At 52.1% G+C, this 20726-nt stretch carries 19 protein-coding genes and 1 pseudogene; 4 read left to right on the forward strand and 16 right to left on the reverse strand.

Annotated features, from left to right (window positions below):
• Positions 1-16: 16 nt before the first annotated feature.
• From AC1RVX_RS17890 to AC1RVX_RS17925, 8 genes and pseudogenes are all read right to left on the reverse strand, one after another.
• Complete coding sequence (locus AC1RVX_RS17890) at positions 17-481, reverse strand: hypothetical protein (protein ID WP_493217958.1); 465 nt, start codon at positions 479-481, stop codon at positions 17-19.
• 2 nt (positions 482-483) lie between these two features.
• The gene (locus AC1RVX_RS17895) at positions 484-1146 is read right to left on the reverse strand and encodes a hypothetical protein (RefSeq protein WP_493217959.1); all 663 of its coding nucleotides are present in this window, start codon (positions 1144-1146) and stop codon (positions 484-486) included.
• A gap of 608 nt (positions 1147-1754) precedes the next feature.
• Complete coding sequence (gene relB / locus AC1RVX_RS17900) at positions 1755-1940, reverse strand: type II toxin-antitoxin system RelB family antitoxin (RefSeq protein WP_493217960.1); 186 nt, start codon at positions 1938-1940, stop codon at positions 1755-1757.
• A 155-nt stretch (positions 1941-2095) separates the two neighbouring features.
• A complete protein-coding gene (locus AC1RVX_RS17905) occupies positions 2096-2503 on the reverse strand; it encodes a hypothetical protein (protein ID WP_493217961.1) in 408 nt (135 codons plus the stop codon).
• On the reverse strand, positions 2445-2849 hold the full coding sequence (locus tag AC1RVX_RS17910; RefSeq protein ID WP_493217962.1) for a methyltransferase family protein: 405 nt from the start codon (positions 2847-2849) through the stop codon (positions 2445-2447). Before AC1RVX_RS17910 ends, AC1RVX_RS17905 begins: the two co-directional genes overlap by 59 nt.
• Before the next feature lie 57 nt (positions 2850-2906).
• Positions 2907-2990 (reverse strand): annotated as a pseudogene (locus tag AC1RVX_RS17915) (Tn3 family transposase); the annotation flags it as partial.
• A 2-nt stretch (positions 2991-2992) separates the two neighbouring features.
• Positions 2993-4762, reverse strand: coding sequence for an ATP-binding response regulator (locus AC1RVX_RS17920; RefSeq protein ID WP_493217963.1), 1770 nt, complete (start codon positions 4760-4762; stop codon positions 2993-2995).
• 16 nt (positions 4763-4778) lie between these two features.
• A complete protein-coding gene (locus AC1RVX_RS17925) occupies positions 4779-5399 on the reverse strand; it encodes a response regulator (protein ID WP_493217964.1) in 621 nt (206 codons plus the stop codon).
• 305 nt (positions 5400-5704) lie between these two features.
• On the opposite strand from AC1RVX_RS17925, the gene AC1RVX_RS17930 reads away from it, so the two are divergent.
• Positions 5705-7441 carry a hypothetical protein gene (locus AC1RVX_RS17930; protein WP_493217965.1) on the forward strand — a complete coding sequence of 579 codons (1737 nt, stop codon included), beginning with the start codon at positions 5705-5707 and terminating at the stop codon, positions 7439-7441.
• A 159-nt stretch (positions 7442-7600) separates the two neighbouring features.
• Positions 7601-11023 carry a hypothetical protein gene (locus AC1RVX_RS17935; protein WP_493217966.1) on the forward strand — a complete coding sequence of 1141 codons (3423 nt, stop codon included), beginning with the start codon at positions 7601-7603 and terminating at the stop codon, positions 11021-11023.
• Positions 11024-11501: 478 nt separating this feature from the next.
• On the opposite strand, the gene AC1RVX_RS17940 is transcribed toward AC1RVX_RS17935, so the two are convergent.
• Genes AC1RVX_RS17940 through AC1RVX_RS17955 form a run of 4 tightly spaced genes read right to left on the reverse strand, consistent with a single transcriptional unit; the run spans position 11502 to position 15649 of the window.
• Entirely contained in the window at positions 11502-12437 is a 936-nt protein-coding gene (locus AC1RVX_RS17940) for an electron transfer flavoprotein subunit alpha/FixB family protein (protein WP_493217967.1), read from the reverse strand.
• Positions 12438-12468: 31 nt separating this feature from the next.
• Positions 12469-13218 (reverse strand): electron transfer flavoprotein subunit beta/FixA family protein, encoded by a 750-nt coding sequence (locus AC1RVX_RS17945; RefSeq protein WP_493217968.1) that lies wholly within the window; start codon positions 13216-13218, stop codon positions 12469-12471.
• A gap of 8 nt (positions 13219-13226) precedes the next feature.
• Entirely contained in the window at positions 13227-14459 is a 1233-nt protein-coding gene (locus tag AC1RVX_RS17950) for a CaiB/BaiF CoA transferase family protein (protein WP_493217969.1), read from the reverse strand.
• Positions 14460-14470: 11 nt separating this feature from the next.
• A complete protein-coding gene (locus AC1RVX_RS17955) occupies positions 14471-15649 on the reverse strand; it encodes an acyl-CoA dehydrogenase (RefSeq protein ID WP_493217970.1) in 1179 nt (392 codons plus the stop codon).
• Between the two features lie 130 nt (positions 15650-15779).
• Between AC1RVX_RS17955 and AC1RVX_RS17960 the strand changes: the two genes are divergently transcribed.
• Complete coding sequence (locus AC1RVX_RS17960; protein ID WP_493217971.1) at positions 15780-16691, forward strand: LysR family transcriptional regulator; 912 nt, start codon at positions 15780-15782, stop codon at positions 16689-16691.
• Between the two features lie 25 nt (positions 16692-16716).
• Here AC1RVX_RS17960 and AC1RVX_RS17965 read toward each other — a convergent pair whose 3' ends face one another.
• The 4 genes from AC1RVX_RS17965 to AC1RVX_RS17980 all read right to left on the reverse strand — a co-directional run bounded on the left by AC1RVX_RS17965 (position 16717) and on the right by AC1RVX_RS17980 (position 19646).
• A complete protein-coding gene (locus AC1RVX_RS17965) occupies positions 16717-17310 on the reverse strand; it encodes a malonic semialdehyde reductase (RefSeq protein WP_493217972.1) in 594 nt (197 codons plus the stop codon).
• A 1-nt stretch (position 17311) separates the two neighbouring features.
• Positions 17312-17857: a cupin domain-containing protein gene (locus AC1RVX_RS17970; RefSeq protein ID WP_493217973.1), complete on the reverse strand. Its 546-nt coding sequence runs from the start codon at positions 17855-17857 to the stop codon at positions 17312-17314.
• A 10-nt stretch (positions 17858-17867) separates the two neighbouring features.
• Positions 17868-18977 carry an alcohol dehydrogenase catalytic domain-containing protein gene (locus tag AC1RVX_RS17975; RefSeq protein ID WP_493217974.1) on the reverse strand — a complete coding sequence of 370 codons (1110 nt, stop codon included), beginning with the start codon at positions 18975-18977 and terminating at the stop codon, positions 17868-17870.
• Positions 18978-19064: 87 nt separating this feature from the next.
• Positions 19065-19646, reverse strand: a complete 582-nt coding sequence (locus tag AC1RVX_RS17980; RefSeq protein ID WP_493217975.1) for an amino acid synthesis family protein — start codon at positions 19644-19646, stop codon at positions 19065-19067.
• A gap of 206 nt (positions 19647-19852) precedes the next feature.
• Between AC1RVX_RS17980 and AC1RVX_RS17985 the strand changes: the two genes are divergently transcribed.
• On the forward strand, positions 19853-20704 hold the full coding sequence (locus AC1RVX_RS17985; RefSeq protein WP_493217976.1) for a fumarylacetoacetate hydrolase family protein: 852 nt from the start codon (positions 19853-19855) through the stop codon (positions 20702-20704).
• The last annotated feature ends 22 nt before the right edge of the window (positions 20705-20726 follow it).

Genomic DNA, 20726 nt, shown 5'->3' on the forward strand with positions numbered 1-20726 from the left:
GGATGAAGAAACAAATTCAAGAGAATCTGGCTGCATGACATTCACCTGATGGTGAACTAATTACCGAGGGAAGCTCATACAACCCTTCCACTTTTAATATGTATTTCAACCCACCTTTGCATTGTGATGCAGAAGGCTTTGCTCCTGACGGAAGGGGTTTATGCCTGGCAGTTTCCACAACTTGAAGATTTGGAATAAGTGCGCAGAATCCTAAAGGCAGATTATTCCCGTCTGGCTGCAATGCACGCCAAACCTGCTCTTGCACTTGAGAAATACACAAACTGTAACGTTGCTCAATCTCAGCGATTTTTTTCCCATCAAGGTAATCGATAATGGCTGCCTTGAAACGGGAGTAACGTTGTTCTTGTTTTTTACTCCATTCAGCGATATTTGGTTCCTGCCATCTTGATGTTTGAGATTGTTCCGGCGTTAAATCTCTGCGCGCTATTCGACGTGGCTGGCGTAATTGCATGGAGTCCATAATCAACTTCCCCGAACGATAGTGTCGAAACCAAACGGTTTTTCTGCCAAATCGGTCTCAATTTCAAGTCTTTGTGCTAGTTGGAAAATTGCTGCAATCAGCAAAGGCTCATTTTTTGTTGGATAGACATCGAGAATCTGTTTGAGCGACATTGGCTTATCGCGCGTAAGAACAATCCGTATGTCATAAATGTAGGGATGCAAATCGTATTGGGCTGCTGCCCACATATAAGCCAAACCGCGGCGCCAATTCTTGATAAGAGTCGCGTGTTGAGCGAGGTCCTTAGCGGTTATCAATCGCCATTTAGCACCATGTTCGGATACCGGAATTTTTTGCTCGAACTTTTTATAAACTAGCTCTTCGGCAACACCCTCGGGTTTGATTTTTCGCCATTCGACTTCGCCCGAACTCATCACACAGATGGCATCTGGAAAATCATCTTTTGAATCCTCTAGATCTTTATCAAGATGATTCGGAATTCGGTATTCCAAGACGTCTGGATCTCCTTCCATCCATATCAAATGTAAGACGTTTGGCGTTCCACCTAGAGAGAATTTGAACTGACCTTTTGATGCGAAGCCTGTCCAGACGCTATATTTGCATAAACCGCGTCTTTTGATCAGGGCGCGTACGTTCCGCCTAACATCTTGCGAGTACTCTGGCATGCTCCCTCCTGAAATGAAGGGTGCAAAAAATCTCCCTTGACAATAGAGAGACAACTGTCTATTGTCATAGCGTGTGAATAATAGTTTTTCTTTCGAGCTACCATTACCGTGGGCGCACGAAAAGATGTGTAATTGGACGCTATCTGATAGGGTGTCTCCTGCACGATTAATAGCCAGCAACCTTGCTGGCTATTGTTATTTATAGATCACCTTTTGGTTGCGTCAAGAAAAAAATGCTAGCAAGTTCGCAGAAAAGCATTTTATGTGATTCTTTTGCGTTCAATTTCTAAACGCAATACCTGCCCCTATTCTGTCTTGAATAAGATTCACGGTATTTGTGATAATTTCAGCTCAGCCCCCTGAAACCAAATCTGTGAAAGATGTGCAAACGACCTCCACAATAAATACATTTTTTGCCTTTTTTGCATTGCAGCCGACAACACACTAAGTAATCCAAAATCTCCCTTTTTGAAACACTTGCTAATCGCAGGAGTTTTTTTCGACCTCCACCAATCTATAAAATCGTCGTCGCCTTGCATCGTGAATTGCCGTTTTCCGACAGTCTCGAATGAACCAACGGCCACGTCGATACAAATAAGGATGGCCATTCAACCAGAATTGCGCTTTGGCTCCAACAATTTACGCATCTCAGCCATTACCTGATCATGCAGAACGCTAGGACGTGGGTCATCAATCGACTTTTGCACCTTGGCACGGAACCATGTGTCATAAGACGACGCAGCCTCTTCCGAAGTTGCAAATTCAGATTCTATGGGTGAAAGTACAGTAGTCATGTGGCAAGATTAGCATAATTTTCGTGATGCGCCATAAAAATGCAAGAAACACAATTTTACGTATGATTGACTGAGCCGCATATACTCCATGAAGCTCACAACATTCAATTGATTTTATGTTTCCACGCAGTCGGATAACTGGGCCGCTTGTACGCTCAACTGGACGATGCTCGACGTCGCATTATTGACAGTAAATACCCGGCCAAAAATAGGCCGGACATCGATATCACGAACGCAAAGAAGTAAAAAGCCAGGTCTTTTTTAAGCTGATAACCCCAAATATTGAAGGTAGACCCGACCGGACCATCATCTTTTTTGACTCCGGCCATAGCAAGCCCTTGATAGTCAAAGGGCTTGTTTTGGCTTAAATAAATTGTGTTATTACGAGGAACCGGCACATGAGGTGGTGGCGGATTTACAGTAGTAAATTGCAAAGGCGGGTCAGGAACACGTACGATTCTAGAAACCGTACTTCCTGGACATTCCCGATCTGTGTATGTTTTCTTACCGTCTGCATCTACACAAGCAGTTATATGAGCACGGCCAAGCAACGGCAGAAACATTACCAGAAACAAGAAAAACCGTACACTGAACATTTGACATAGTTATATCACCTAGGGATATGAAACGATAAGGCACATCTTTCATATATGTCAAGTATTCTGAATCTGTAAGGTGCTGTTCCTCCGTGATGGCACGTTGCGAGTAAATCCACGACCACACGGCTAGCGCGACGAACTGGAAGATGTAAGGTTTACCTGTCGCGGCGTTTTGATAGGCCGTACCTCCCGCAAATATCCACCATGCCAGATTTTTACAGACGTAAGCAGGGTGCCTGATGTACGCGTACAGCCCAGTGTCTACCACTCCCCTACTCGTCAAATTGGTGGCTTTGAATCCCAATGACACAGAGGCCGACGCGTAGCCAAGCTAAAATCAGCGTCGAGTTAGCATCCCGTTCACCGTTTTGCGCAACATCAGCGAAGTCGTGACTGTGCCATGCTTGATCGACGATGCTAGCCTGAGGATTTCGTTCCAATGGGCGCGTAAATTTACTGGCTTATTTCATGTACTTCTGGTTGTTCGTATTTGAATCCATATTGCGATTCATTCAGCAATTCAGTCATTCGCCGAAAAAGTAATGCTGGGGAAACTGGTTTATGCACTAACGGAATGCCAGAGGCGCTTGCTTCCCGAAGTCGTTCCGGGGCAGTGTCGCCAGTAATCAAGAGTGCGGGTATATCGTAGCTACATTGCTTGCGTATCATGTCAATAGCCTGCGCGCCATTGTACAGTTCTCGCAATCGGTAGTCGCTGATAATGATTTCCGGCGCAAGGACTTGTGATGTCATAAGCGCATCTTTTATGGATTCAACGGCGATACAGTTACAGCCCCATGCGTTCAACAATTGAACCATAGCGCTACGCACAGATTCATCGTCGTCGATTACCAATACCCTGGCACTAATTTTGTATGCATTGCTGAGAGTGTCGTCAATGTCACTTTGTGTCAAAACACGGTCATTGGTTAGAGGTAAAATAAGTCTGAATACACTGCCCTGCCCTGGAACGGACTTCAATTCTAATTGGTGTCCAAGTTTCTGCGCCAAGCCGCTCGCAATCGCGAGCCCCAATCCCAACCCTTTGCGACGATCTCGTTCAGGATTACCGAGTTGATGAAATTCTCGAAAAATTTCCTTGTGCTGAGATGCTGGAATACCTATACCAGTATCCCATATCTCAACCACGGCGCAACCACCACGTTTACGGCAGGCCACTAATACTCCACCGTGATCGGTATAGCGAATCGCATTTGATGTCAGATTACGTATGATCAAATCGACCAGTGCGGGATCAGACTGAACGGCAATGCTTGTTTCTCGCAAACGGTACACGATACCCTTGATGTTAGCTTGCGGTGCAAGATCATTTTCAATCTTGTTCAGCAAGGCTTGTAGGTGGAATGAGCGCACATTTGCTTCGATCACACCAGCTTCAATACGCGAAAAATCAAGCAAACTGTCGAGCATTTCAGCCGATGCTGTCGATGCCGAGCGAATGCTCATCAGAATCTGTCGCTGGTCCGCTGACAGCTCGCTACGTGCGAGAACCTCCAGAAACAAACCTTGTGCATGAATCGGCTGCCGTAAATCGTGACTGGCTGCCGCCATAAAGCGTGATTTTGCCAATGTCGCCGATTCAGCTACTTCTTTTTGTATCTTTAGTTCAGCGACTAGTTCAATATTCTCAAAACGTAGTTGTAATGAAGCGCTCACCATTTTACTAAGATAACGTGCGAATACTATAAGCGTAGGAATAAACATGGCAATTGACAGCACCAAGGGCAAAGCGAATGGCTTTTGGCCCCCCATAATGCAAATAGCTGATAAACCAAATGGAAGAAAGGTGCTCAGGAATGCGAGAAAATCATGTGCAAAGTAAATAGCAGTACAGACACCGAGCAAAATGACCGCACACAGAAATGCAAACTGCTCTAAGAGTTGGCCGTAAGAAAAAAAGGCAAACATGCCGACGGCCCAGGCTGTTCCGGTAGTAAAACCAAGCAATCTGATATAACTGAACAGGCGGTTTATCTGTTCAGGGTTCAATGAATGCCCACGAAATTTCCGGACAATGAAAAGCCAGATGACAGTTAAACCAACAAAAAAAACAACCCATTCGAACAAATAAACGTGGGAGACGAAGCCCCAAAACACCCATGCTGTTGCACATACGCCAGTCAGATTGATGAGCGCAGTTGCGAGGAAATTACTTTCCGCATACCGCACGCGCTCGTTGAGAATCGCCTGGCTAACTTGCATCCGTCCTTATCTCCGGCTAACCAACAAGCCCACGGCGATGAGCCACGAAAATTGCTTCGGAACGACTTGTAACCTGCAAAAATGCCAGCACCGCTTGCACATGAGCACGCACAGTATTTTCTGAAAGATTGAGTTGTCGGGCAATCACTTTGTTTGCCAATCCCTGGCAAAGTAAATTCAATACCTCGTTTTGTCGCGGCGTTAAATGTGTTTGAGCAAAACGATCTTCGATCGCACCCGCATCGCCGGGATGAGGGAATTTTATTACTTGTCCACTTAGGACCTGACCGACAAGCTTGAGTATGTTATCAGCCGAGTCCCCTTTGGAGACAAACGCGAGAGCCCCTCGCTCAAGTGCTTGTTGTACAGTTTTTGGTGACGAGTCCGAGGATAGCATGACGATGGGTACTTGTGGCCACCTACGCTTAAGCAGGTCAATTCCATCGAGACCATTCAACCCCTGTAACTGGATATCCAAAAGCACAATACTGGGCACATGAACGGTAACGTGCATGGCTTCAGTGAGTGAGGCGGCTTCCACAATTTGAATCCCGGGAATACCTGAGCACAAAAGCAATGCGAGGCCAGATCGCATCAACGCATGATCATCAATAAGGAGAATGGTGGTTGGCAGCATAGTGGCACACACAGAATCATGGTGGAACATAACAAGTAAATAAACTGCGTTCCTCTAGTCCAATCAGACTATTTAATGAGAATTATTGTCTCACTATAATGAAAATAAATAAATAAATGGATCGTACAACAATCGATAAACAAGCGCAGGTTGTACTGATATCCAGCAAAGAAATCCGATATGCCGGATTAATTCCTGCAGTCGTCTTGTCACCTGGAAGGTAGCGTTCAGTTATTCATGCAGTTGACAGTCGCCATGTTGTTAAATTGAAATTTTAACCGAAATACAACCGTTAAAGGAAAATCATGTCTGCTAATCAATCTTTTCTGTCCAATTCCAAATATGGCTACGATTTTGTCGTTGCCACTACCGAAGCCAGTATTAACGCCAGTTTGAAAGAGTATCTGAGTACGATCTCGCAACCCGAAACGGTGCTTTGTTTTCTTGCTGACGAGTCGGGTAATCCCACCATCATGATCAGTCTGGCTGACCTCAAGGCGCGTACCGATGGTATTGATCCCTTTTCGATACCTGACGGCACCAACTACAGCGACCCCCGCATCACCGCGCTGACGATGCGCCGCTTCATCGTCGGCATCAAAATGAAACTGGGCTTACCGCCAGACATCCTGCCGCGGGACTTGCCAGCCATTGTCAGCCTGGGGTCGTCGGCAAACAATGTTACCTTCAATCTCTTGTGCAGTCAGTTCCAGGTCATCCAGAATACGCCGCCCGGTGGGTTCAGCGGTGCTGGTGTGTGGAATGTCTGGACGCAACCAGCCGACCAATCCTGGCATTTCACGACCAAGGTCAATCTGGTCTACCAAGACCTCAATAGTGAGCTCAACACGCCTTACTTTAACAGCCATCCAGCAGAGAAAGCAGCGCTCCTCAATAAGCTGATCAACCTGGGTTCGGGCGCGTTCAGCCTGCAACAATTACTGTTTGACCTGGACAATGCAGCACTGGAATCTGTCCCTGTGATCAAAGGCCTGGCGCCGACTTCGGATGCCGCCACCGTGCTCACACGTGCCTTCGTGAACGGTTACTTTGCAACACTCAAAGCACAGGGCGAACCTGTGCTGTCCATCCACGCCGTCGCCAACACACCCGATGGCTCCACATTGCGGCTGACCGGCATGGAACGGGAAGTAGGCCTTTTCCTCGATGGCAACGGCGTCGTCATCCCCAATCCCACATCTGAACAAAAAAAAGTCACAACCCTGAATTACCTGTGCGCTGCCAACAATCATGCTTTGCCAGGGGTGGCCAGCTTTGACTGGAACTGGGTCGATCCCGCTGAGATGAACAACGAAAGTGGTGTGATCGCCATCAACCGTAACACGCTTGCAAGCTACTATCAAAACATCCTCATGCCCATCGTGCGCAGTTCCTGTATCGGCGTGAGTGTGTATGTCACTTGCGACCATACCTGGGCACCGATTACCGGTAAAGTCGATTACAACTGGACACTGAGTCCAGGAAAAACACCTCAAACCGTTACGATCCCTGCCACGGGCGACACCGTGCTGAGCATCAGCTATAACAGTTATGCCGAAGACGATACCAGCGCAGGAGCAACTTACGGGCAGTTGAAACTCTGGAGTAATTATGACTGCAACGTCAGTTTCAAAGGCAACCAGATCACCATCGTGCAACACCTGAAAATCAGGGCCCACGTGGCGTGGGATTTGTCGAGTACCACCTACAACCCGTTTGATAAAACCTTGACCGATGTCTACACACTATCCGTCGGGCAAAACGGGCAACTGCAAATCAGCAACCCGGTCAGCACCTCGGCAGACAATTCCGAATCACCAGACGCAGGCTGGTTTGCCAACCATTTCACCAGTGTCAAGGATATTGGCGAAGATATTAAACACAATGTTGCGGCTTACCTGTCCACCAGGATCACCGACATCCCCGGCCTGGGATTGCAAAGCTTCGTATTTCCCGGAGCGCGCGTATTTACCTATAGAGACGTGGCGTTTTCCGAGAACCAGGACCTGGTCACAAAAATTACCTATGTAAAACCGAATTGACGGATACATGGCTCGTGCCTGACCGCAGTGGAAGTGGCCCTGACCAAAAACTGAGCCAGAGCTGAGCGGATCAAGGCAGGACTGGTCTCACAAAATCGGACGGGGGTGTCTACCGTACGCGGACGCCTTACGTCCAAACCATACAGAAAAAGGAACACCATGTCTAACGCAAAACTTACATTTTCATCCGAGTTGATGAAAAATTATCTGCATGCCGAATCAATCTCACCGCAAAAGAAATTTGAAGCATTACAGACCGCCGATGGTCACACCCTGTTGTTTGCCATTGATACCAATGGCGTGTTTAACCTGATCCTCGAGAGCAGCGGCCAATCTGCAACTGGTTGGTCAAAAACCGACCTGAGCTCTGCACGCATCAGACAGGATTTCCCTGGGCAGGTCAGCGCTACTTGCCGCACTTTTGAAGCCGGTCAGAGTGCCAATGACGGCTCGCTCAGTATGGTCATGGTGGTGGCCGAGGATACTGGTGACCAGCTCTATCTTTGCCTGGGTAATTCCAACACGGACATCAGCTGGGCAAGCGCGCCCAACTGGCAGGCAATCCAGTTCGACAACTCGGTCACAAAGCCCTCCACATTAACGATCGTCAATGTTTTCCTGGGTGAGGCAGGCAGTGGTGGACAGTACATCGTTGTCGATATCCTGCGCGACCCTGCCAGTCCAGTCCAGGACGTGACCAGATTTTATATCGACCCCGCAAAAAAAGATGGCTATTACTGGCACCGCCACGATCTGCCCGTAGACATCGAAGCGGATCACTTCAGCAGCTGTATGGGGCGCTTGCCCGGCGGCATGGTGGACGGCATCTATACCGCTGGCAAAGCTGGCAGCAGCGGCCAGCTGGTATTTACTCCCTTGATCAATATTTTTGGTGATGGCCCTCCGCTTCCAACCCGGCTCGACTTGCCTGGCGGAGCCATTGCCGACGCCATCGCCGTAACCCGCAATCCCGACATGTCCACGGATTTATTCGTCGTCAGCGGCAGCGCGCTGTATTATGTTGCCAGCACGGCACAACAAGATTCTACCACCGCGACTTTGCTGTTTGAGCACAGCTTGCTTCTCGGTGTGACACGCCTGTTCGCCTATCGCGGCGACAGTCAGACCACCATCTGGGGCTTGAATCAGGACGACCAGGTGTTTTATTCCGCCTGCCCCAACCAGGCATTGACGACAGCCTCGGCCTGGAGCCACCCGCTGCCGATACTATCCGGTATCGATCAGGTGTCACCCTATGTCAACAGGGTCAATTCTGGCAACACCCTGTTTGCTGTCGGTGACGATGTCGTATTTAAGATGACGCGCTCGTCGCTGACCAGTCTATGGACCAGCAGCAGGATCAACATGCCAGCACCGGCACCCACAATCGCGCCACACAGTTTTTCTTCCTACACGACCCGGCTACAGTTAAGCGACGAGAATAACCGGCCAGTGGTCAATGCGCCCCTGATGCTGAGTGCATTGTCACGCGGCGGCTTCTTCATCAACAACCTGTATTACATACTCGACACCACGCCCGTTGCCGTGAGTACCGACCAGCTCGGCAGCGTCACCATCATCGAAAGCGTAAACAATACCATCCATGGCACACGGCTTAGCGTCTCTGTGCTGGGCGGAACGCCAGTCTCCATCAACCCCATGGACGGGCCGATGAACAAAGTGGCTCAGCTCAATTCCGAGGCCAGCCTGAGCAATGCCGTGATCACAAACGCCGACGGCAGTACACGCCCGCTGGTGCAGCCAGGCACACCGATTATTGACCTCAAGACCGTCGCAACATCCAATGGTAAGTTGATGACGGCCTACACCAGGCTCTCCAGTAGTGCGCCTCCCCACATGACACTCCTGGACCTCCCGATTGACAAGCTGTCCTTACCCAGGCGAACACTGGCGCTGGCCAGCTTCCCGGATGCTATCGTCGCCGATGCCGGTGACATCCTGCAATGGCTGGAATCGGGCGTGGAAAATGTTGTCGATATCGTCGAAGACGTCGCCAGCGGCGCATGGCATCTGATCGCCAGGATCGCAGGCAAGGTTTACCAGGGCCTTCTCGACAGTGCTGAAGCGGTTGTTGGGGCCGTCAAATGGGTGTTTAATGCCATCAAAACTGGAATTCAAGATTTAATACTCTTCCTGGAATTTCTCTTCCTCTGGAAAGATATTGTCTCTACCCATAGAGTGCTGAAGAATGTCTTTACTCAATATGTGCAACAAGCCATCATCAATTTGCGTGCTGATAAAGCAAATATTACAGCGGCCTTCACCAGCCTACAGAACGATATCAATAAATGGGGTGACCTCCCCCATTTTGGACAAACCCCTGACGCGACCGTTGCCGCGCACGGCCCGCTGGAAGGCCAGTACAGTGCAGCAGCTAACTTTGGCCTACACCATTTTCAGGGTAATGCCGGTACTGCTGATTCTGCCTATACTGCTCCCAGCTTTTCCGAGGCCATCTTCAAAGATTTGCTCGACCTGATTTCACGCGAACAATCCACGCTGACCGGTGCTGCCAATGCACTCAAGACCGACATCATCGACCAGTTCGGAACACTGTCACTGACGCAGATATTGCAAAAATTTCTCGCCATCGCCGCCGACGGTCTGTTACAAACCACAGAGAATATTATACTGGCCGTCGTAGACGTGCTCTCCCAACTGGCAGATGGCATAATGGATTTGCTTACGGCAAAAATTGATATCCCGGTGTTGTCGTGGCTATACCATGAAATTGCGGATGAAGATCTGTCCTTCCTTGACTTGATCTGCTTTATCAGCGCCATACCGGCCACCATCGTCTACAAAATCGCGGCAGGTTCTACACCTTTTCCACATAATGCGGCACTGACCAAATCACTGATCAGCGCGATCGGGATGACTGAAATTCAACAGATACTTGCGCCATCACGGCAACCAAGTGCGCCTCCGCAACACATAACGGCTGAAGCACACCTGGCTGCAACCAACCGTACGCCGTTGCTCCATGGAGATGCTTTGGGGACTTTTGCGTTTGTAGCCGGCTTTTGCACCATCGCAGGCGCTCTGGGCATGATACTGGCCTCCTTTAACACTCCGGGCGCGCCAAGCGTCCCGGAAGGTGAAGAACCATTACCGACACCGACCAGCATCTGGCCTAAAATCGCTGCAGTGTCCAACATCGCCTATGTGGCGCCAGATCTCTCGACGGCTCTGATGCAAGGTCAGCGCTGGGACCAAAATCTCAATGGCCTTCTCACCGATCTCTCTCTTCTCAAAGGATTCTCGATCGACATTAAATTTCCTGGATCGGCACTATCTCAATGGTTGGAATTCACCCTCAACCTAGCCTGGAACACACCAGTCATTGCCAATCTCTACTATACCATTGCAGCCAAACCTGGAGCCCCCGATGACGACCCAGCCATCGTACCGAATACGATTGGCAATCTCGCCTTCAACGCAGGCGGCATGCTGTCGCCTTTTACGAAAAATAAAGATGTCCAGGTAGTCCAGGCATTTCTGATGGGTTATTATAGTTTGATGATGGTCATCAGTGGCAAAATCAACCGGTTTGGTCCCTGAACAAACCAGACCGATTTTGCGATAAAACTGCTATATCCATTACAATCTATTGGTTAATAGCTGCATGACACCCGCCAATAGCGGGTGTTTTCTGGCCGCCGACGACCACAAGGAATGACATAGCTTTCCAGGTAACCGAAAGTTCTCACTATTCTGTATGCGCCAAGCTGCATATCAATCTCCCCTTCTACGTGAGTCAACCCGGCGCGAGTTCATCGAAAATTTGGAGTCTTGTGCCAGCCTGGTTCCTCCAATACTGACTCGCAGAAGGCAACCCATTCGCGCTCGTTTTGCAAGCCGCACGGTTTGTGCGTTTTTCCACCGCCAATTCAATGGAGAATCTGCAGGAAGCAGTAGCACGGCTGGCCGCACTGCGTCCTTGATGACAAAAATCGCCAATTTCACTTTCGCAAAAAATTGGCGCGTGTAATTTGACGATTACCTGCGTCGCCATACTATTTCAGTCAGGTCTATAAATTCATACATCAAGCGCCTTCACTAGCATCGGCACAATATCGAAAAGATCACCAACGATGCCATAGTCGGCAACGGCAAAGATGGGGGCCTCAGGATCTTTGTTGATGGCGACAATGGTCTTTGATTCTTTCATGCCTGCCAGATGCTGGATTGCGCCAGAAATGCCGACCGCGATATACAGCGCCGGAGCAACGATCTTGCCGGTCTGCCCCACTTGCCAGTCGTTTGGCACAAAACCGGCATCCACTGCAGCGCGCGACGCGCCCATGGCTGCTCCCAGCCTGTCGGCAAGTGGTTCCAGTATTTTGAAAGCCTCGCCCGAACCAAGGCCGCGCCCGCCAGACACAATAATCTTTGCAGCAGTCAGTTCAGGGCGCTCGGACTTCGCCACTTCACGACTGACGAAAACCGATTTCACCGATACCGCGACCGCCGTACATGCCTCAAGTACAGCATTACCGCCATCTGTTGCCACTGCATCAAAGCCGGTGCTACGAACGGTGATCAATTTCACGCGGTCCAGAGACTGCATGGTCGCGATGGCATTACCGGCATAGACTGGCCTTTCGAAGGTGTCTGCAGATATGACTCTGGTAACGTCAGAAATCTGCGCCACATCCAGCATCGCTGCCACACGCGGCAATATATTCTTACCCCAGGCAGTGGCCGGGGCAAGAATATGGCTGTATGGCCCCGCCAACGCTACGACTTGCGCCGCTATGTTCTCCGCCAGGCCGTCAGCAAATTGTGCAGCATCAACGGCGAGTACCCTGGCAACTCCGGCCAGACGACATGCCGCATCCAGCACGCCATCACAGTCGTGACCTGCGACCAACAGGTGAACTTCGTCAGCGCATTGCATGGCGGCGGTAACGGCGTGAAGTGTGCTCGCTTTGAGCCTTGCATTGTCGTGTTCTACTATAACGAGGGCTGTCATAAGTGTAGGATTTGATGAAATTAAAAAACAGTCAGATTACCCGGGCGTCGTTACGCAGCCGGTCAACCAGCGCGGCAACGTCAGGCAGCACGATGCCAGCAGTGCGCCTGGATGGCTCGCGTACCTGCAACGTGATCTGCCGGGGTGCTACGTCCACATCCAGTACCGCCGGCGTGACGATATCCAGTGTCTTTTTCTTGGCCTTCATGATGTTGGGCAAAGTGACATAACGGGGTTCGTTCAGACGCAGATCAGTGGTCACAATGGCAGGCAGCGTCAACGCCACTGTCTCTGACCCACCATCCACTTCACGACTGACGGTGGCCTTGCCGTGGGCAACCGACAACTGCGAAGCAAATGTCGCCTGTGGCCAATCCAGCATCGCCGCCAGCATTTGGCCGGTCTGGTTGCAATCGTCGTCAATCGCTTGTTTACCCAGGATGATCAATTGTGGCTGCTCTTGCTCCACCACTGCACGCAATAGCTTTGCCACGGCCAGCGGCTGCAGCTCAATGTCGGTTTGTATCAGGATGCCGCGGTCGGCACCTATCGCCAATGCCGTACGCAGCGTCTCCTGGCACGGCAACACACCGCAAGATACGGCCACGATTTCGGAAACCACACCACGTTCTTTCAGGCGCACAGCCTCTTCGACAGCAATTTCATCGAAAGGATTCATCGACATCTTGACGCTGCCAATATCAACGCCCGTACCGTCAGACAGGACACGTACCTTAACGTTATAGTCCACCACCCGTTTTACTGCGACCAATACCTTCATGCTTTCTCCTATACGATATGTTCTCTGCGCAAGGCTGCCAGGTCCGTTTCACTCAAACCCAGCCAGCCGCCAAGCACCTCGTCTGTATGCTGACCCAGCGTCGGTGGCGCCTGCCGGTACTGCACTGGCGACCCCGACAAGCGGATAGGATTGGCAACCAGTGGCACCTTGCCTGCAGTCACATGCGGCATCTCGATGCGCATGCCGCGTGCCTTTACCTGTGGGTCGTCAAACACCTGCTCCAGCGTATTGATTGGCCCGCACGGCACACCGGCTGCTTCCATCATGGCAACCCATTCAGCGGTGCCACGCATCACTGTTACTGCGCGTATCAATGCCACCAGTTCTTCACGATGTCGTACGCGTTCCGGGTTGGTGGCAAAGCGTGCTTCCCTGCCCCATTCCGGATGGCCGACAGTGCTGCAGAATTTGGCAAACTGTCCGTCGTTGCCAACCGCGATGATCATGTAGCCGTCAGCAGTCGGAAAATCCTGATACGGCACGATAGTAGGATGCGAATTACCCATACGCTGCGGTGTAACGCCGCTCGCCAGATAACTTGATGCCTGATTGGCCAGGCACGCCACCTGCACATCAAGCAGTGACAGGTCAATCTGCTGGCCTTCCCCCGTACGTTCGCGATGGGCCAGTGCGGCCAGCACGGCAACCGATGCATACAGCCCCGTCATCACGTCAGTCAGCGCCACGCCAACCTTTTGCGGGCCTGCGCCTTCGCTGCCATCCGGTCGGCCAGTAACGCTCATCAAGCCACCCATGCCCTGTATCAGGAAGTCATAACCGGCACGCGAGGCATACGGCCCTGTCTGCCCAAAACCGGTGATAGAGCAGTAAATCAGGCGAGGATTGACTTCTTTTAGCGAGGCATAATCCAGGCCATATTGTGCCAGCCCACCAACCTTGAAATTTTCCAGCACGATGTCAGCCCTGGTGGCCAGTTGACGTACCAGTTGCTGGCCTTCTGGCCGTCCAAGGTCGATGGTCACAGAACGTTTGTTACGGTTGGCACTCAGGTAATAGGCTGATTCGGAAGTGGGCTGGCCATCTTCATCCTTCAGCCAGGGTGGCCCCCAGGCGCGCGTGTCATCGCCAACGCCAGGTCGTTCGACCTTGACCACATCAGCACCCAGATCGGCCATCAACTGCCCAGCCCAGGGCCCGGCCAGCACACGCGACAGGTCCAGCACGCGCAAGCCAGCCAACGCACCTGCAGGTAATGTCATGCCCGCCATCATCAGAAGGCCGCGATACCAGTTATTGCACGGCCAAGTATCAGCGCATGCACATCATGGGTACCTTCATAGGTGTTGACCACTTCGAGATTGACCAGGTGGCGGGCGACACCAAATTCATCACTGATGCCATTGCCGCCCAACATATCCCTTGCCATGCGGGCGATGTCCAGCGCCTTACCGCAAGAATTGCGTTTCATGATGGAAGTGATTTCCACCGCTGCAGTCCCTTCATCCTTCATGCGGCCCAGGCGCAGGCAGCCTTGCAGGCCCAGGGTAATTTCAGTCTGCATGTCGGCCAGTTTTTTCTGGATCAACTGATTCGCTGCCAGTGGTTTGCCGAACTGCTTGCGATCCAGCACATACTGGCGTGCACGGTGCCAGCAATCTTCAGCAGCACCCAGCGCACCCCAGGCGATACCATAACGGGCGCTGTTCAGGCAAGTGAATGGCCCTTTCAAACCACGTACGTCAGGAAAGGCATTTTCTTCAGGACAGAACACTTCATCCATGACGATCTCACCGGTGATGGAGGCGCGCAGGCCGACCTTGCCGTGGATGGTTGGTGCCGACAAGCCTTGCCAGCCTTTCTCCAGCACGAAGCCGCGGATCTGCTTGCTGTCGTCCTTGGCCCACACCACAAACACATCGGCTACCGGCGAATTGGTAATCCACATTTTGGCACCACTCAACACATAGCCACCATCGACTTTTCTGGCGCGCGTCAGCATTGATCCAGGGTCGGAGCCGTGGTTTGGTTCGGTCAGGCCGAAACAACCTATCCATTCACCAGAGGCCAGTTTAGGCAGATACTTGCGGCGCGTGGCTTCGTTGCCAAATTCATAGATAGGTACCATCACCAGCGATGACTGCACGCTCATCATCGAACGATAGCCGGAATCGACACGTTCAACCTCGCGCGCCACCAGTCCGTAACAAACGGCACCAAGGCCAACACCACCGTATTCCTCAGGGATGGTCACACCCAGCAAGCCCAACTCGCCCATCTCACGAAAAATGGCCAAGTCGGTATGTTCGTTACGGAATGCTTCCAGCACGCGTGGCTCCAGACGTTCCTGGCAGTAGCTGCGTGCCGAGTCACGCACCATGCGCTCTTCATCACTCAGTTGCTGCTCGAGCAGCAGCGGGTCATCCCATTGAAAGGCAGCTTTCTTATGCATTTGGCTCATTCCGAACTCACTCTGTAATTGAAGACAGCTCTAATGTACAATCCACTGGAAGAGGCGACAAACGATTTGTTCGCACTGATCTGTGCGTAAAACGCACTTGTTAAATTGCTGGAGCCATGTCATGCGCAGAAAAATCCCCTCTACTGCTGCCCTGTCAGCCTTTGAATCTGCAGCGCGCCATCAAAGCTTTACCAAAGCAGCGGACGAATTGGCGCTGACACAAAGTGCGATCTGCCGTCAGATTGCCGCACTGGAAGATTTTTTAGGTGTGAAACTTTTTCGCCGTAGCCGCCGTGGTGTGGTGCTGAGCGACGCCGGCATGACTTACAGCCGGCAAGTAACGGCAAGACTGGATGAAGTAGAGCGGGATACACTGGCGCTAATGGCCAAGGGTGGACAAGGCGGCACGTTGGAACTGGGTGTGGTGCCGACGTTTGCAACCAAGTGGCTGCTGCCGCGCCTGCCCCAGTTTGCGCAGGCACATCCTGGCATCACCGTCAATCTGAGCGCGCATACCCGGCCATTCCTGTTCGGGGACACGCAATTCGACGCCGCTATCCACGCCGGTACTTCAACCTGGCCTGGTACCGAGGGTATATTTCTGATGCGAGAAAATCTGGTGGCAGTCGCCAGCCCTGCGCTGGTTGGGGCACGTGCAGTAATCAGTCCTGCAGCATGGAGTCGCCACACGCTGCTACAACAAAGCACACGCCCCTATGCCTGGCGTGACTGGTTTGCCTCACGCGATATGCAGGTAGAGGGCGACATGGCAGGACCACGTTACGAGTTATATTCGATGCTGGCCGAGGCCGCACTGCATGGAATGGGTATCGCCCTGATACCTCGTTTTTTGATAGAAGATGAATTGCAGCGTGGCGCACTGGTCATGGTGGCAAAACACCAGTACCTGAGTGACCGCAGCTATTATTTGATCTACCCCGAACACAAGGGAGAAAATGCGACGCTGTCGACGTTCCGCACCTGGCTGGAAGCCATGGCACGGGACTATCGTGAACCGCTGGGATTAGGCTAAGAGTCAATAATTAAGGCTAGCAAACCTACAGCAATGTGCAGGCCTCTTCAAACGCCAACCTTGGATGGCGCGGAAACAAACCAGTCACATCACCGTAACCAAGACCACATAGAAAGTTCACCTTTAGCGTACTACCGGCAAAGAATTCCTGGTTGACTATCTCTTGATTGAAGCCTGACATCGGTCCGCAGTCGAGCCCCAGCATGCGCGCTGCCACCATCAGATAGGCACCCTGCAGCGTACCATTCCTGAAGGCAGTGCTCTCGCGCAGTTGGGCATCACGCTCGAACATGCTGCCAGCATCAGACCGGTGTGGAAACAGCCGTGGCAACTGTGTGTGAAACGCCGTGTCATAGGCAATCACTGCCACCACCGGTGCGCTGGTTACTTTTTCGACATTGGCTGGTGCCAGTGCCGGCATCAGCCTTTGTCTGGCCTCTGGTGTGCACAAAAACAGCACCCGCATCGGCGTGCAGTTCATGCTGGTTGGCCCCCATTGCAGCAGATCATAAAGCTCGGCCAGCAGCGCATCTGGCACGCCGCGCGCCAGCCAGCGATTCTGACTGCGGGCAGCACGAAACACCAGCGACTGCATTGCATCATTGATACTGGCTGCCATCTCAGCTCCCTTGTCGCTGGGCACCAATCAGCACAAACGCCACGCGCACCGGCTTGTCGGTTTTATTGCGCCAGGCGTGGCGGGTACCATTCTGGATCGCTATATCACCGGCTTTTAGCAGTTTTTGCTCGCCATGATCCAGCTCCAGCCAGATTTCGCCATCCAGCACGATGCCGTAGTCGATGCTGTCTACCGTATGCATGCCTGGGTTATCCGCTTCAAAGGTGTCGACCAGACCAGGTAAATTGACCCCCAATTCTGCACCGACTGCGGCGAAATCCATGGTCGGACTGGCCATGACGGCATCCGGTTGAAAGTCCACCACCAGCAAACTGGTGCCACCTGGTGACGGCACCAGCGAGCCGCGCTCAAGAGTCTGGTCATGCCCTGCATACGGCACCACCGCTTGCGAGCCGGTGGCCCAGACTTGTGCAAATGCATGCCCAGGTATATGCGCAAAAGTATGCGCGCGGGGTGCATCGCCATCAGCCACGAACACCGCACTACCCTGGGCATTATGGCCTGTTACTACGCGTCGTATCTTCATTGCTGGACTCCTATGGGCGAATGACGAAATTACTGAAACCACCATTGCGGTTCTCGATGCCGCCTATGGCTTCGTTGACCTGTTCCAGCGGATAAATCTGGTGCTGGAAAATAGACAGGTCGACGACGCCTGCTTCGGCCAGATCCGCCATCTCTTGCCCCTGCGCAGTAGTGAACCAGGCCGAACCAATCAGTGTGATATCGTTGTCCATCAGGTAATGCAAGTTGACCGGTACATCACCTGCCACCGCACCCACATTGACCAGCTTGCCGCCGCGACGCAAAGTCTTGAGTGCATCCAGTAGCGGGCCATGTGATGCTCCCGGCCCGAGGGCATCGATAACCACATCAACACCTTCGCCTTGTGTCACATCATTAGCCCAGTTTTGCATAACACCATCATCAAGTGAATGCACAGAAATGCGATCCGGTGCCAGCGCTTTGACGCGTTGCAACAGTTCCTTGTTACGGCCAGTACCCAGTATCCTGCGTGCGCCCAGCGCCAGCGCAAACAGTGCGCCACCTATGCCCAGGGTACCGCTGATACCGTTGATCAGTACAGTAGAACCAGGGCCGACCTGTGCAGTGCGCAGCGCGCGATAACAAGTGCCAAGATAGCCCAGCCGCGCAGCCTGTTCAAAAGGCATGCTGTCGGGTATGCGTACCAGGCTGTATTGCGGCGCAGTCATGAATTCAGACAAACCACCATACGGATACTGGTCGTAGATGCTTTGTGAGCGTTTGGAAAAACCGAAGTAACCATTAAACGTGTAATGCGAGCAAGCGGTGGTATCACCAGCGCGGCAGTTACGGCAGCCACCGCAATAACGTGCCGGATTGACATATACGCGGTCACCTGGCTTGAAGCCAATGACCTGTGAGCCAACCGATTCGATCACGCCTGCCGGGTCCAAGCCGAAAATCGCTGGCAGCTTGGGCAACGGCAAATGCGGGAACCAGGTTCCCCAGTTGCTCAGTACATTACCGAGATTAGGAACAATACCGCAAGCCTTAACCGCCACCAGCACATCAGTGGGGCGCACTTCTGGCACTGGGATTTGTTCGATAAGCATTGGTTTTCCGACCTCATGCATCCGTGCTGCACGCATCATCTTAGTCATTTTTGTCTCCTGATTATATAAATTGTGTTTACCTGATTTTGCTTGATTTTATCTGTTTTTTTATTTACCTTGAGCATGCACCGCGCTTCAGCGCAGGCCGTCATTGCCCTTCACATCTGCCGCTGCCAGCCCGCCAATACGTGCATGGATGCGTCCACCCGTAGCCATCGCCAGGCCGAACACGATTTCATCGCGGCGCGGGCCATCCCACAATGTCATTTCTGCCGCACCGAAGTGGCTGCGCACATAGGCCGCTTGTATATGTCCAAGCGGCATGACCAGCCGGGTACCAACGCCGCCTATGGTCTTGGCTGCTGGCACGATAGCCTTGGGGCCACCCAGCGCTTCACGCATCGCCCAGCCACCCGCCTCATGCCAGACGGCGCCATGTTCCAGCTCACCGTCCGAACCGACCACCGCACCCTTGCCATATGCTTGTACGACAGCCGCACCACCAAGCGCCGCGAGCAGGCGTCCCGACAATTCAGCCCCCAGTTGACGCAATTCTTCCATGAAGGGCATCAAGTTTGGTTCGTAACGACCGGCGTAGGGGTTTTTCACCACGGCCATCGCCACCGCCACTCGTAACGGCGTTTCCAGCCGTGGACCACCCTCATGCCAACACTCTTCAACATCCAATTTGTACTTGCGAACATTCACGAGCGACATCCAGTACCTCCAGTCAGACCAATGTTATGTGGGTCGGTCGCCAATCGCCTACCCTATGCATCAAATTATACACATTGATCTTTTTTATGCAAATAAAATATTTTTATGCACAAAATTAAAATTTGACCCTATAATCATCTGGACTGCCTTGACACTGACACACCTTACACACTTACATACTTATTCTTACACCAAAGGAGAACCGCATGAAACTGATATCTTATCGACGCGCTGGACGTGCCCATTATGGTGTCGTCATCAATGATGGCGTCAACGAATTGACCGACCGTCTGACCGGTGCCCCTGATCTGGCAACATTGTTGGCTGATCCACAATTACTGGCTCAGGCGCGTCAACTTGCTGCCACTGGCAAGACTGACTATCCGCTGGCCAGTGTAGAACTGGAACCAACCATCCCCAAGCCTGGCAAGGTCGTTTGTGTCGGCATTAACTATGTCGAACATGCCCATGAAGCGGGTCGTAAGATCGGCCAGTATCCGGTGATTTTCCAACGCTACAGTGAAACGCTGATCGCCCACGGCACGCCATTGCTGCGACCCAAGGTATCGACCAATTTCGACTTTGAAGCTGAACTGGCCGTCGTCATCGGCAAAGGTGGCGCCCATATCGACCCTGTCAACGCGATGGAGCATGTAGCTGGCTATACCTGCTTCAACGACGCCAGCGTGCGCGACTGGCAGTTCCATACTCACCAATACGGCATGGGCAAGAACTTCCGCTCTACCGGTGCACTTGGTCCATGGCTGGTGACCGCTGACGAAATTCCAGACTACCGTACCCTGACCGTCACCGGTCGGCTGAATGGTGAGCAGTTACAATCTGGCAAGCTGTCTGAACTGGCATTCGACATTCCGACGCTGATCGCCTATGTCTCGCAGGCCTTGCCGTGGAATCCAGGTGACATCCTGGCTACTGGCACCCCGAGCGGCATCGGTTTCAAGCGCACACCACCGATTTTCCTTGAGGCTGGAGGCGTCTTTGAAGTCACCATCGCTGGCATCGGCACCCTGTCCAACCCGGTCATCGACGAAGCCTGATACGCTTTCACAAAATACACAC

The organism is Undibacterium sp. GW821-FHT11B02 (assembly GCF_058808955.1).